Below are 12,398 nucleotides of genomic sequence, written 5' to 3' on the forward strand. Positions count from 1 at the left end.
GCTGCTGGCGCATGCCACGGCTACGTGTGTGATCCGCCGTCCGTAAGACGCGGCAACAAAGAGAAGGGGGCCTTAGCGCCCCCTTTTTTGCGCACGCAACCGGTGATGCTCAAGCCATCCGTTCGACCACAGCCGCCTCAAACAAGGCGTCGACGCCGCTCAGCCGCTCCATCGACCAGATGCGCTGGATCAACGCCTCGCCGTGCGCCCGAGGGATGGCCGCGCCTGCGGTACGCCAGAACTTGGCTTCGATCGCCTGGCGTGTCAGCGGTACGTCGGGCGCGCCCGGCAGGTCGTCAACACGTTCAGACAAGACCTCCCCCGAACGCAGATGCACCGAGATGCGGTTTGGAATGTGCCGCGGATAGAGTGCGGTGAGCGCCGGGTCCTCCTCGACGCGGATCTTGGGCATCAGCGCGCGTACGTCTGCCGCGGTGAGTTTCTCGGGGGCGTAGCTCGCGTTCGTCAACGTGCCATCGATAAGCGCACGCGCCACGACGTAGGGCATGCTGTGGTCGGCCGTCTCCTTGGTGGCTGGCGCCCAGACATACGGCCCGCTTCCGGTGATCCTGTAGCCGAGCTGCGTTGTCGCAACGACCACCTTGTCGATCTGCGCAGGGTCGTGAATCCGCCCCGACAGCCGAATGGCCGCCTCCACCGCAGTCAACGTGTGGCCTTGTGCCGGATACGGTTTCACGAGCACATCGGCAATGCGGAACGGGCGGCCCGCTCCCCCGAACGTCGACGTATCGATAGGAATAGGCTGGCCTGCGACGAGCTTCTCGAACCCATAAGTGCCCTCGAAGACCGGGCTGGGGCCGGTCACCCCCTCGCGCGCCAGCCTTGCGGCAAAGACACCGCTTTTTGCCGCCGATGCATCGGCCAGCCCTTTCCAGTTCGACAGCACCTGGGTTCTGGTCTGGTTCATCGCAATGTGGTCGACGAGCGCGATGTTGACGGCCTGCGTCAATTGCTCGACCGAGAGCTTCATCAGCTTGCCGGCGGTCAGCGCTGCGGTCACCACGCCATAGCTCGGGTTGTCCCAGCCGCGCGGGCTGATGGCGGCGGCGTCGAACAGCCTGCATTCGATTTCGTAGGCGACGAGCGAGGCCAGGATGAAATCCTGGATCGAACGCCGCTCCGATTGCGCCACGGCAAGACTGACCGAGATGAAATCACTCGGATGGCCGATCTCCTTGGCGGCGTATCCATCGTTGAGATCGTAGTAGCGGATGGCCGCGCCGTTGGCGAAGGCCGCAAGCTCCGGCGTCGTGCGGCGCGTCGTTCCGATCAGCGTCGAAGCGTAGCTCGCGTCGGCTTCAGCAAGGTGGAAGCACCGCTGGACCACAGGCTCCTGCAACGCCGCAAGCGCGCAACCGAATGTATCGACCAGACGCAGCTTCAACGCTTCAAGCGCGCCGGCATCGATGTCTTCGTATCGCAGGCGATGCACGTATTCGGCCAGGCGATTGGCGATGGGCAGCACAGTGGTGGCGGCAGGTTTGGCCGCGTCGGCAAGGGGTAGCGCCGACGACGCGCCCGCGAATGCGAAACCGGCGGTACCGGCAAGCGCTCGTAGCAAGAACGTGCGACGGCGCGCAAGCATGATGGACATGTCACGATCTCCTGATCAGGGTCTGGTTGCGTATCAGAACAGCTTGCGAATGCCCAGCGCCACGCCCGTGCTGACGGACCGGCCGGCAGCGAGCGAGTAGTGCAGGAAGCTGTAGTTGTAGTTGTCGAAGTCCAGCGCGGCGCGGTGCGCATAACCGGCCGCGAGATAGAGCGTCGTGGTCTTCGACGGAAAGTAGTTGAGCTGTACGGTGACCTGCTGCGGATTGGTCAGCTGTGGGGCTGGCTGCCCGGGCGAGGGGTTCTGCGCGCGAACGTTCTCGTAATAGAACGCACAGATAGCCTGGAGGCGCTCAGAGATGCGATAGCGCACCCCCGTCCACAGGAACGTGTAGCGCGTGACGACCAGCGGCGTGCTCACGTTGCCGTTGCCTTCGGTCAGGCCGACGATCCACTCGGCGCGACCCAGCGCGACCATGGCTGCGGCCGAGTAGCGCCGGAAATGCGTGACGTTGCTGAGCTGCGAACCGTTGACGTTGTCATAGGCTGCAGCGAACGACAGCGGGCCGCTCGCATAGTCGAAGCCGGCGCCGTACGCGGCGCTGGTCTGGAACGTGCCCGGCGTGCCGCCCAGGGCGTAGTGCGCCTGCACGGCCAGCGGGCCGGTCTCGAACCGGTACTTCACGACGCTGTTCTCGCGAAAGTTCAGGCCGACGATGGCGCCTGCGGGCTCATACAGCGTGGAGTACGCCCCGGTGGGCGAGTACTTTTCCATGACATCGAACAGCGTGGTGTACTGGCGGCCCAGGCGCAGCATGCCCCACTGGTCGTTCTCCAGCGCCACCCACGCGGAGCGGTCGAAGCCGCCCCCGCCCGAGCCCGTTCCAGTGCCGTTGTTGAGGTTGATGCCGCTTTCCAGGCGGAACGCCGCCCGCCAGCCGCCACCCAGGTCTTCCTTGCCCTTCAAGCCCCAGCGCGAGCCGCTCTTGCCGCCCGAGGCCATGCGCGTCTGCGTGACAGCGCGACCATCGCCCGGCGCTGCCTGGCTGGTCAGGAATTCCGTATAGACGTCGGCGACGCCATACAGGGTGAGGGTGGACTGTGCGCTGGCGCTGGCCGAAAGAAGGCCCAGTCCGCATAGCGCGAACATTCGCGTGGTCATGGTTGTCTCCTGCTGTTTTGATTTTTGGGATACGGCAAGTGCCGGCGGCGCCGGCAAATCAGGGCTACGGCATGCGCCTCTGGCTGGCGGCATGGCGGGCTAGCACGCGGCGCGCGCGTGCGACGCCTGGGGCGTCGACCATCCGTCCGTCGAACCGGAGCGCGCCGCGGCCCTCGGCGCGCGCAGCGTCGAAGGCCGCCAGCAGCGCGCTGGCGTCGGAAACCTCCTCAGCCGAGGGCATGAAGGCGCGGTTGAGCACCGCCACCTGCGCGGGATGGATACAGGTCGCGCCGGCAAAGCCCATGTCGACGGACTGCTGGGCCGCGCGCTCGAAGGCGTCGAGATCGTCCAGCACGTCCAATCCCCCGGTCAGGCCGAGGGGCAGGACGCCGGCGGCTCGGGCGGCAATCACCAGCAACTGTTTCGGCACGCGCAACACCTCGGCGCTGGCACGGCTGTCGCAGGACAGCGCGAAATCGCCGCCGCCAAGCATCAGGGCCGCAATGCGCGGCGTGGCGCGCGCAATGTCACTCATCACCTCGAAGGCGCGCGGCGTTTCGATGATGGCGATGATGCGGGTCCGGCCAAGCGGGGCGCCGCATGCGTCCTCCAGCAACCCCAGCTGTTCATCGATGGCTTCCAGATGCGCTGCGCCACGCACCTTGGGCAAGACGACACCGCTCGCGCCCGCCAGAACGGCGGCACGCAGGTCCGCCGCCATGGGTTCCAGCGGACCGTTGACGCGCACCAACACGTCGTAGCCGATGCGGGCCAGGCGCGGAATCGCTTCGGCAAGCGCGCCGCGCGCCTGCGCCTTCTGCTCATGCGGTACACCGTCTTCCAGATCGAGGATGACGGCATCGGCCCCGCAGACCTCGGCCTTGGCAACGTAGCGGGGGACATGGGCTGGCACGTACAACAGCGAGCGCCAGACCGGTAAGGGTGACGAAAACATATCAACTCACTAAAATGAAAGTGACTTTCATTTTTTGTGTTCGACATCGAATTCGTCAAGACTATCGTTAACCCTTGTGACTGCTTGCACACGCAAATCACCACACCATCCGAGCAGGTTGACGTGGCTATTGCCAAATGCGCTCTCACAAATATAATGAAAACAACTTTCATTTTTTATCGACGCCGTCAGCGCGTCGACCAGCACGTCACGAGGTCCACATGAACACGCAAACAGAGGGCGGCGTCTCCGCGGTCAATCGCGCCCTGACCGTCCTGCTCGCCTTCGGCAACGCCCCCAATGGGCTGATGCTGGCGCAGGTGAGCGAGGCCACCGGGCTGAACATGAGCACGCTGCTGCGCATGTTCGAATCGCTTGAGCAGTTCCGCTTCATCAAGCGGCTGCCGGATGGGCGCTACGTGCTGGGGCCGGCCAACTTTCATCTGGGCATGACGTATCGCGAGTCGTTCCAGCTGCGCGAACACGCCGCGCCGATCCTCGCCCGACTGTCGGAGGAGACCGGCGAAACCGCCGCGTTCTACGTGCGCGAAGGCGACCAGCGCGTCTGCCTGTTCCGCTTCCACGCCGAGCGCTCAGTGCGGACCAATCTGCGCGAGGGCGATCGCTTCCCGCTCGATGTGGGTGCGGCGGGGCACGTGCTGCTGGCGTTTTCCGGCACGCGCGGCGCGGAGCACGAAAAAGTCGTGGAGCAGGGGTACGCCGTCTCCGTTGCCGAGCGCGATGCAGAAAGCGCAGCGATTGCCTGCCCGGTGTTCGGCGTTGGCCGGGTGATCAGCGGTGCGATCTCGTTAGGCATCCCGCGCTACCGCTTCAACAAGAAAGTGCAGAACGACTACCTGCCGCGCGTGCTGGCCGCCGCGGCCGAACTGACACACGCGCTCGGCGGAGACCTCCCGTCGCCAGGCGCCGCCACCCAGGCCGACTCGCTCGGCGCACTGCAGGCGTAGCGCAAGCGGCCCAGCGCGCCGCACCAGTTACCCATACCGGAGACACCGATGTCCGTTGAACAAACGCAAGCCCATGCGGGCAAGGCCCCCTTTCGCGCGTCCACTGGCCCAATCCACGTCAAGCAGTTCGATGCCGATGCACGCGGGCCGCTGGCCGGCGTGCGCGTCATCGACCTATCGCGGCTGATGGCGGGCAACATGCTGAGCGTGCAGCTCGCTGACTTTGGCGCCGACGTGATCAAGGTCGAGGGCGAGCACGGCGATACGCTGCGCGCGGTCGGCGCCGGCGGCATCAGCACCAACTGGAAGGTCTACGGGCGCAACAAGCGCAGCGTGTGCGTGGATCTGCGTTCGCCCGAAGGCATCGAAATCGTACATCGGCTAGTGCGCGATGCCGATGTGTTCATCGAGAGCTTCAAACCCGGCGTTGCCGAGCAAATGGGGCTCGGCCCCGAGGTGCTGCTCGCGCTGCGCCCGCAGTTGGTGATCGCGCGCATCTCCGGCTGGGGCCAGAGCGGTCCGTACCGGCACAAACCCGGCTTCGGCACGCTGGCCGAAGGCTATGCAGGGTTCGCCGCCATCAATGGTTTTGCCGATCGCGAACCGGTGCTGCCGCCGATGTTCCTGGGGGACATGACGGCCGGCCTGTCCGGCGCGATTGCCGTGCTGGTGGCACTGCGCGCACGCGACGCCGAGGGCGCGATGGGCCAGGTGATCGACGTGTCGCTGTTCGAACCGCTGTTCTCCATTCTCGGGCCAGCCGCCGCCAACTACGCACTCACGGGCAAGGTCAAGCCGCGCACCGGCAGCCGCTCGACCAACACCGCGCCGCGCAATACGTACCGCACCCGCGACAACAAGTGGCTGTGCATGTCGAGCTCCACGCAGGGGATGGCCGAGCGCATGTTCCGCGCGATCGGACGCCCCGACCTGATCGACGATCCGCGCTACCGCACCAACGTTCTGCGTGTGCAGCACGCGGAAGAACTGGACGCCATCGTGAGCGCCTTCATTGCCGAGCGCGACCTGGATAGCAACCTCGCCTTCTTCGAGGCGGCCGGCGTCACGGTCGGGCCGATCCACGATATCGCACAGATCGTGCACGACAACTACGTGATCGAGCGCGAAGCCCTGGTCGAGCTGCCCGACGACGATGCGGGCAGCTTGCCCATGCACAACATCGCACCGCGCCTGTCCGGCACGCCGGGCGTATTCCGCCGGCCCGCGCCCGCACTCGGCGAGAACAACCGCGAAATCCTGCTGCCGCTGCTGGGCGAGGACGATTACGCGCGCCTTACGGCGCAGGGCGTGATCCTGCCACGCTAGGCAACACCGCCAGAAAACAAATCAAAAACAAGGAGACTGCATGAACCCGCGCTGGACCCACCGGCCGCCCGGTTCCAATTGGGGCGACTTCGGTATCGATGATCAACGAGGCAGGCTGAACTGGCTGACGCCGGACCGCGTCTTGCGCGCCGTCGCAGAAGTGCGCGAAGGCGTGGTGTTCTCGCTCAGCCTGCCGCTGGATGTTCCGCGCGGCGGTGGGCTCAACGCGCGGCGACAACCGCCAACGATCAGCCCCGCACTGCTGCAAGGCCGGCCGTACTTCGGTTACCGCGCCGAGGAAGCAGCACGCAATGCAACCGACGTCGTTTGCGACGACGCCTTCTGCATGCACTCGCAGTTCTCCACACAGTGGGATGCGCTGTCGCATGTCGGCTCGCTGTTCGATGCGGATGGTGACGGCAACGCAGAAGCCGTGTTCTACAACGGCTACCGCATGGACGAACACGTGCGGGTACCGCAGGCCGGCGCATCGATGGGCGGTGCGCACGCACTGGGCATCGAAGTCATGGCCCAGACTGGCGTGCAGGGGCGGGGGGTGCTGGTCGATCTGCGACATCACTTTGGCGATGCGCGCCGCAAGATCGGCTACGACGACTGGATGGCCGTGCTGCGTGCCGACGCTATCGTGGTCGAGCGCGGTGACATCGTCTGCATTCACACGGGCTTCGCCGATCGGTTGCTGCAAGCCGATATCGCTGGCGAACAAGCCATGCCCGACACCTGCTGCGTGCTCGATGGCAATGACGAGCGACTCCTGAACTGGATCGACGCCTCGGGCCTGGCCGCGCTGGTTGCGGACAACCACGCCGTCGAAGAGCGCCCGCACCAGCTTGTTGACCGGGCGAGCCCCGGCGCGCTGATGCCGCTGCATGAGCTGTGCCTGTTCAAGCTGGGCATCCACCTGGGCGAGCTGTGGCACCTGACGCCACTGGCGCAATGGCTGCGCACGCATCAACGCAACCGCTTCCTGCTGACCGCGCCGCCGCTGCATGTGCGTGGGCTCGTGGGATCGCCGGTCAATCCCATCGCTACGGTCTGAACCCTGCAGGAGACATTACATGTCTGCAACCTATGCGCAGTCGATCGCTTCGCGCATCGACCGCTTGCCGGCCACCGGCACGATCTGGCGTCTGGTGCTGCTGCTGAGCGTTGGCGGCTTCTTCGAGGTCTACGACCTGTTCCAGATGACCTACCTGCCACCCGGCCTGATCCGGGACGGCATCTTTCACGCAGGTGCCCACGGCACGTTCGGGATGTCGGACCAGGGGGCATTGGGCGCAGCAACGTTTGCCGGCCTCTTCATCGGCGAGATGTTCGTCTCGCGCCTGGCCGACCGTATCGGCCGGCGCAGCGTATTCACCGGCGCACTGCTGCTGTACACCGCAGCCAGCGTGGCGATGTGCTTCCAGAGCACGGCGCTCGGCATCCACCTTTGCCGCTTCGTGGCCAGTTGCGGCGCGGGCGCAGAGCTGATCACGATCGGCGCGTTCCTCACCGAGCTGGTCCCCAAGGACATGCGCGGGCGGGCCTTCGCGGTCTGCTTCGGCATCAGCTACTTGGCAATGCCCGTGCTTGCACTGGCGTCCTGGCTGTGGATTCCTCAATCGCCGTTTGGCATCTCGGGCTGGCGCTGGGTGGTCGCAGCAGGTGGCAGTGGTGCCATCGTCGCCTGGTGGCTGCAGCACCGGCTGCCGGAGTCGCCGCACTGGCTGGCCATGCGCGGACGCATGCAAGAAGCCGAAGCCATCGTCCAGCAGGTCGAGGATCGCGTAGAGCACGAATCCGGCCGCCCCTTGCCGCCCGTCCGGACGCAAGCCATACAGGCGCCGGGCAGTGCGCCCGCTGCGCAATCGATGTGGAACCAGCGTTACCGTAGCCGCACGGTCATGCTGATCACCTTCAACGCGTTCTTGAGCATCGGCTTCTTCGGCTTCAGTCAATGGCTGCCCACGCTGCTTGCGGCACAGGGAGCATCCATCTCCAAAAGCCTCTGGTATGCGTTCGTGATTGCGTTTGCGTATCCGGTGTCGCCCATCATCGGTGGGCTGCTGGCGGATCGCATCGAACGCAAATGGCTGATCGTCGCCACGGCGTTCGGGGTGGTGGTGTTCGGCACCGGTTTCGCCTTGTCGGGGCAGGCGCCGCTGGCGATCCTCTTTGGCGTGCTCATCACCCTGTGCAACACCGTGATGGCCAGCAACGCCACCGCCTATCAGGCCGAGGTGTTTCCGACGCAAATCCGCAGCCGCGCGCTGGGGTTCGTGCATGCATTCGGGCGGTTGACGGGCATTGCCAGCAGTTTCATGGTCGCACTGCTGCTCGAGCACGCGGGGGCACCCGCGGTGTTCGTGTTGATCAGCGCAAGTATGTTGATCGTAATGCTGTCGATCGGGATCTTCGGACCGCGAACGAACAACCGCTCGCTTGACGAGATCGCGGGCGCCGGAGAACCTCATGCAAACGACATGGCGCCGCCCCTCGGCACGCTGCCGGCAGGCCGGTCCTGATGCCCCAGAGCGCGCTTGTACTCCCCACGGGGGCGGAGGAACCACGCCCCCAGCCTCATGTCTGAACGCTTCCATCCCCAGGAGTCACACCCATGTCTGCCGAGCAATCGCTGACCTTGTCACCCCAATCCACCGCGCTGGTACTGATCGACCTGCAACGCGGCATCCTGCCGTTTGCGCAGGGGCCACATTCGCCCGAGCAAGTGATGAGCGCCTCGGCCAAGCTGGCCAAGCGCTTTCGTGAACTGGGCGCGCCGGTGGTGCTGGTGCGTGTGGGCTGGGCTTCCGACTATGCCGACGCCCCGCGCCAGCCCGTCGATCGTCCCGCGCCCACGCAGCCCGGCGGCCTGCCGCCGCAATGGTGGGAGCAGCCCGCCGAGCTGGAAGTCGCGCCCACCGACATCCAGATCACCAAGCGCCAGTGGGGCGCGTTCTACGGCACCGAGCTGGATCTGCAACTGCGCCGCCGCGGCATCACTACCATCGTGCTGGGCGGTATCTCCACGCATGTGGGCGTGGAATCGACCGCGCGTGCCGCATGGGAGCACGGCTACGCGCTGGTGCTGGCCGAAGATGCGATGAGCTCGAACGATGCCGCGCTGCACCGATCGTCGGTGGAGCACGTCTTTCCGCGTCTGGGTCGTGTGCGCAACACGGACACCATCCTCGCGGCGCTCACCGCCTAAGTACCTACGCTCCGTCCTCCACCGGCACGTACAGCACCATGCGCAGCCGCGGGTCTTCCATCACCGGCAGGCCGATGTAGTCGTAGCGGACGATCTTGCCGCCGGGCGTGCGGATCAGCTTGTGTTCCGCGCGCTGGGCGCGCACCTCGTGCTGGCGCCACCAGGTGTCGAACTCGCGGCTGTCGGTGCGCAGGCGGTCGACCAGGGCCACGAGCACCGGGTCATCCGCGTGCGGGTCGTACACCGCCCGGAACTTCGCCAGCATGCGGCGCGCTTCGCTCTCCCACTCGACAAAGCGCTCGCGCGCGTTGGCGTACAAGAACATGTAGACCAGCGAGTTGCGGTCTTCCGGCGGCATCGCGCCAAAATCCATGAAGAGCTGCGTGGTCGCCTCGTTCCAGCAGAGCAGTTCGGTACGGTAGCTGCGCACGTGGGCAGGCAGGACCATGCCGGCAACGGCCCGGCGCAAGACGTCGGGCACGACTTCGGCCGATGCATGTCCGGCCGCCCCCAGGAAGGCCGATTCCGCACGCGCCAGACCGCGCATGTGCGCACGCTCGTCCGATGACAGCTTCAACGCCCGGCCGATCGCCTCGATGGTCGCCACCGAGGGCCGCACATCGCGCCCCTGCTCGATGCGCACATACCAGTCGATGCTGATGTTGGCGAGCTGCGCGACTTCCTCCCGGCGCAGTCCGGCGGTGCGGCGGCGCCCGCTGCCTTCGGGCAGCCCCACATCCTGCGGGCGCAGGTGGCTGCGACGGCTGCGCAGGAACTCGCCCAGCTCACTACGGGGTGCGGCGGGAATGGGGGCCAGATCAGCAGTGAAATCGTCCATGGCGGCATTACATACGACGGCACGTGTTGATGGGAGGGACAACGCAATCCTAGGTTAATCCTAGCTCTGAATCGAATCGGCCCGGGCACCTACGCTGCGTCCATCCCTCTTTCCGGAGCCGATCGTGACCCATGTTTCTTCTGCTTCTCCCACGTCAGAACCACGCCGCTGGCTCGCCTTTGGTGTGATGGTGACAGCGCAATTCATGTTCATCGTCGATGCGTTCATCGCCAATGTGGCGATCCCGAGCATCCGCACGAGCCTGCATGCCACACCCGCGCAACTGGAAGCCGTGCTGGCGGTGTACCAGCTCGGCTACGCGATTCTGCTCATCACCGGCGGCCGCCTGGGTGATCTGTTCGGGCGCCGGCGCGTGTTCCTGCTGGGGCTGATCGCCTTTACCGCTACCTCGGCCGGCTGCGGGCTGGCGGGCAGTGCGGCGGCGCTCATTGCGTGGCGCTTTGCGCAGGGCCTCTCTGCCGCGATGATGGTGCCGCAGGTGCTGGCAAGCGTGCAGGCGCTCTTTACCGGCGCCGAGCGCGACCGCGCGCTGTCGATCTTCGGGCTGGTGATGGGCACCGGCGGCGCGGCCGGGCTGCTGGTGGGTGGCGCACTCACCAGTGCAGACATCGCCGGGCTGGGCTGGCGCGCCGCATTCCTGGTCAACCTGCCGGTGGGGTTGGTGGCGGCACTACTGGGCTGGCGCTGGATTCCACGCCCAACAGAGGCCACGGCCGGGGTCTACCTCGACAAGGCCGGCGTGGCGTGGATGGCCATCAGCGTGGCGGCCGTGCTCGTGCCGCTGCTGTTCGGCCGCGAACTGCATTGGCCGGTGTGGAGCCTGGTCTTGCTCGTTGTCGGCCTGCTCGGCATGGCGACGTTCCAGCAACTCGAGGCGCGCGTCGACCGTGCGGGTGGCACGCCGTTGCTGCCACCGGCGCTGCTGCAACATCGCGCCTTCATGACGGGCCTGACGGCATCTGGGCTGCACTACATCAGCATGATGGCGTTCTTCCTGGTGCTGACGCTGTACCTGCAGAACGGGCGCCAGCTGTCTGCGCTGCACATGGGCATTGTCATTCTGCCGCTGGCCATTGCGTTTCTCATCACCTCGCGCGTGGCCAATGCGCTGGTGCGGCGCTATGGGATACGTTCGCTGCTGTGCGGCCTCGGCCTGATGGCGGTGGGCCTGCTGGTGTTGCTGTCGGGCTTCGGCACGACGTGGGCGCACCCGACCACGCCCAGCATGACGCGCATCAGCATCGCCCTGGCCCTGCATGGCGCGGGGCAGGGGCTGGTCATCGTTCCGCTGATCGGTCTGATACTGACTGGCGTACCACGTACGCAGGCCGGCGCAGCAGCAGGGCTGTTGATCACGGCGCAGCAACTGGCCGGCGCGCTGGGCGTGGCATGCATCGGCGGGCTGTACTTCACCTTTGCGGCCGATGGCAGCGCAACTGGCATGACGCACGGCACGATGGCCGGATGCATCGCGATGCTGGTGGCGCTGGGCGCGGCGGCAACGGGCTTCATGCGTCTGGGAGCACGACAGCGGCAACTGGCGGTGGCCGGTGTAGCAAGCCCAGCCTGAGTTCCCGCCATTCGATACTGTAGCGCGCGACACAAGCGCGCCACAGTGCATTGATCGGCCTAGGCGGTAGTCCCAAACTCCCGCGCGATGCGCTTTGCATCGTCTGCCTTCTGCTCCCGCATGGCCACCGTTTCTCCTCTTCGCCCCGCATCGGCGGCAGCGCCTGCCGCATCGCCTTCCATCTCCCTGGCCCGCCGCCTTGTTGCGGAGGGGCTTGGCACCGCTTTGCTGATCGCCGTGGTGCTTGGCACAGGCATCCACGCGAATCGGCTCTCCGGCGGCGATGCCACGTGGACGCTGCTGGCGCAATCGCTGGCGGGTGGGGCAGGGCTGTGCGCGTTGCTGACGGCGTTCGGGCCGGTATCGGGTGCACACCTGAACCCCGCGGTCACGCTGTCGACGCTGGTGCAGGGGCGCCTGCATTGGCGCGACGCGCTGGCGTATGTGGTCGCCCAGGCCATGGGCGCGGTGCTCGGCGTGATGGCAGCGCATGCGATGTACGGCATGCCGGTACTGTCGGCGGGCACCCACGTGGCAACCGGCCCTGCGCTGTGGTGGAGCGAGGCATTGGCAACGTTCGGGTTGATGGGGGTGGGCATCGCCTGCGGCCGTCACGCGCCGAAGCAGTTGCCGCTGGTGGTCGCCACCTACATCGCAGCCGGGTATTGGTTCACCGCGTCATCTTCGTTGGCCAATCCAGCGCTGGCGCTGGCCTGCGCGCTGACCGACGGCCCCTCGGGCATCCGCCCCGGTGATGTGCCCGGCTACATGC

The 12,398-nt window shown here is 66.3% G+C and carries 11 protein-coding genes; 7 read left to right on the forward strand and 4 right to left on the reverse strand.

From position 1 onward, the window contains the following. Positions 1-109: 109 nt before the first annotated feature. From JHD73_RS23225 to JHD73_RS23235, 3 genes are all read right to left on the reverse strand, one after another. Positions 110-1,615, reverse strand: coding sequence for an MmgE/PrpD family protein (locus tag JHD73_RS23225; protein ID WP_233177123.1), 1,506 nt, complete (start codon positions 1,613-1,615; stop codon positions 110-112). Between the two features lie 33 nt (positions 1,616-1,648). Further along, positions 1,649-2,734, reverse strand: a complete 1,086-nt coding sequence (locus JHD73_RS23230) for a porin (RefSeq protein WP_199032538.1) — start codon at positions 2,732-2,734, stop codon at positions 1,649-1,651. 64 nt (positions 2,735-2,798) lie between these two features. Next, positions 2,799-3,689: a CoA ester lyase gene (locus JHD73_RS23235; RefSeq protein WP_199032539.1), complete on the reverse strand. Its 891-nt coding sequence runs from the start codon at positions 3,687-3,689 to the stop codon at positions 2,799-2,801. A 221-nt stretch (positions 3,690-3,910) separates the two neighbouring features. On the opposite strand from JHD73_RS23235, the gene JHD73_RS23240 reads away from it, so the two are divergent. The 5 genes from JHD73_RS23240 to JHD73_RS23260 all read left to right on the forward strand — a co-directional run bounded on the left by JHD73_RS23240 (position 3,911) and on the right by JHD73_RS23260 (position 9,197). After that, a complete protein-coding gene (locus JHD73_RS23240) occupies positions 3,911-4,657 on the forward strand; it encodes an IclR family transcriptional regulator (RefSeq protein ID WP_199032540.1) in 747 nt (248 codons plus the stop codon). Between the two features lie 48 nt (positions 4,658-4,705). After that, positions 4,706-5,983, forward strand: coding sequence for a CaiB/BaiF CoA-transferase family protein (locus JHD73_RS23245; protein ID WP_199032541.1), 1,278 nt, complete (start codon positions 4,706-4,708; stop codon positions 5,981-5,983). Positions 5,984-6,023: 40 nt separating this feature from the next. Further along, complete coding sequence (locus JHD73_RS23250) at positions 6,024-7,043, forward strand: cyclase family protein (RefSeq protein ID WP_199032542.1); 1,020 nt, start codon at positions 6,024-6,026, stop codon at positions 7,041-7,043. Positions 7,044-7,062: 19 nt separating this feature from the next. Next, complete coding sequence (locus JHD73_RS23255; RefSeq protein ID WP_199032543.1) at positions 7,063-8,511, forward strand: MFS transporter; 1,449 nt, start codon at positions 7,063-7,065, stop codon at positions 8,509-8,511. A gap of 92 nt (positions 8,512-8,603) precedes the next feature. After that, positions 8,604-9,197 (forward strand): hydrolase, encoded by a 594-nt coding sequence (locus JHD73_RS23260; protein ID WP_199032544.1) that lies wholly within the window; start codon positions 8,604-8,606, stop codon positions 9,195-9,197. A 4-nt stretch (positions 9,198-9,201) separates the two neighbouring features. On the opposite strand, the gene JHD73_RS23265 is transcribed toward JHD73_RS23260, so the two are convergent. Continuing rightward, positions 9,202-10,035 carry a helix-turn-helix transcriptional regulator gene (locus JHD73_RS23265; protein ID WP_199032545.1) on the reverse strand — a complete coding sequence of 278 codons (834 nt, stop codon included), beginning with the start codon at positions 10,033-10,035 and terminating at the stop codon, positions 9,202-9,204. 124 nt (positions 10,036-10,159) lie between these two features. Here JHD73_RS23265 and JHD73_RS23270 point away from each other — a divergent pair, with 124 nt between their 5' ends. Both JHD73_RS23270 and JHD73_RS23275 read left to right on the forward strand, forming a co-directional pair. Continuing rightward, positions 10,160-11,626, forward strand: a complete 1,467-nt coding sequence (locus tag JHD73_RS23270; protein ID WP_199032546.1) for an MFS transporter — start codon at positions 10,160-10,162, stop codon at positions 11,624-11,626. A gap of 120 nt (positions 11,627-11,746) precedes the next feature. Further along, positions 11,747-12,398 (forward strand): aquaporin (locus JHD73_RS23275; RefSeq protein WP_199032547.1); only part of this gene is annotated, 652 nt, incomplete at its 3' end.

This window comes from Ralstonia sp. ASV6, assembly GCF_016429285.1.
In the GTDB taxonomy this organism is placed as follows: Bacteria; Pseudomonadota; Gammaproteobacteria; order Burkholderiales; family Burkholderiaceae; genus Ralstonia; species Ralstonia flaminis.